Origin of the sequence: Streptococcus sp. DD10, from assembly GCF_001578805.1 — a bacterium.
GTDB lineage: Bacteria > Bacillota > Bacilli > Lactobacillales > Streptococcaceae > Streptococcus.
On the sequence record NZ_KQ969182.1, the window covers coordinates 1 to 898 of the forward strand.

Annotated in this window: 2 pseudogenes; both read right to left on the bottom strand. The window is 37.5% G+C overall.

The features are described 5' to 3' along the window. Nucleotides 1-59: 59 nt before the first annotated feature. Nucleotides 60-416 (bottom strand): annotated as a pseudogene (locus tag STRDD10_RS09945) (transposase family protein); the annotation flags it as partial. A gap of 207 nt (nucleotides 417-623) precedes the next feature. Further along, nucleotides 624-767, bottom strand: a pseudogene (locus STRDD10_RS10660) (IS200/IS605 family transposase); the annotation flags it as partial. Nucleotides 768-898: the final 131 nt, after the last annotated feature.

Genomic DNA, 898 nt, shown 5'->3' on the forward strand with positions numbered 1-898 from the left:
TGTTTAAAGCGGAAGTCATCGAGCTTTCGAATGACAGTTGACGTTGAAATGGAAAGCTAATGAGCAATATCAGTCATAGAAGTCTTTTCAATCAACTTTTGAGCAATTTTTTGGTTGATAATACGAGGGATTTGATGATTTTTCTGGACTAGGGAAGTCTCAGCGATCATCATTTTCGAACACTGATAGCACTTGAAACGACGCTTTTTCAGAAGAATTCTGGTAGGCATACCAGTTGTTTCAAGGTAAGGAATCTTAGAAGGTTTTTGGAAGTCATATTTCTTCATTTGATTTCCGCAATGAGGACAAGATGGGGCATCGTAGTCTAGTTTAGCTAGGATTTCCTTGTGTGTATCCTTATTGATGATATCTAGAATTTTGATGTTTGGGTCTTTGATATCGAGTAGTTTTGTGATAGAATTTTCGCTTTTTTATTTTTAGGCTCAGAAATGAACAGTCAAAGGGTGACTGTTAATTCCTGAGCACAAAAGTCATAAACCACCCGTTTTCACGGCTGACTTGTACACCGCCTATAAGGCGTTAAATCCAGCTGCGTCTAAAGACCCTGACTAAACGTTGTTCAGGTTACTTGAATACTTAACTAATGCACGTAAAACGGACTTCTATCTTGCTCTAAATCCACTATCAGAAAACGGTTCTTCGTATTCTTTTACACTTAACTTGTCAAGTGCAATGTCTTCCTTCTCTTGTTTTCGAATGTATTTCGCTACAGCCTTCTCATTCAATTCTACTGTACTGACGTAATATCTCTAGACAAAAACTTATGATTTCTATACTCATTTTCTCTCCGTGAAGACCTGGCTTGAAGCCATAATAAATAAAGAAGACGAAACTCGTCCTCTCTCGATGCTAATTAATCATGGTTCTCCCTATTTCA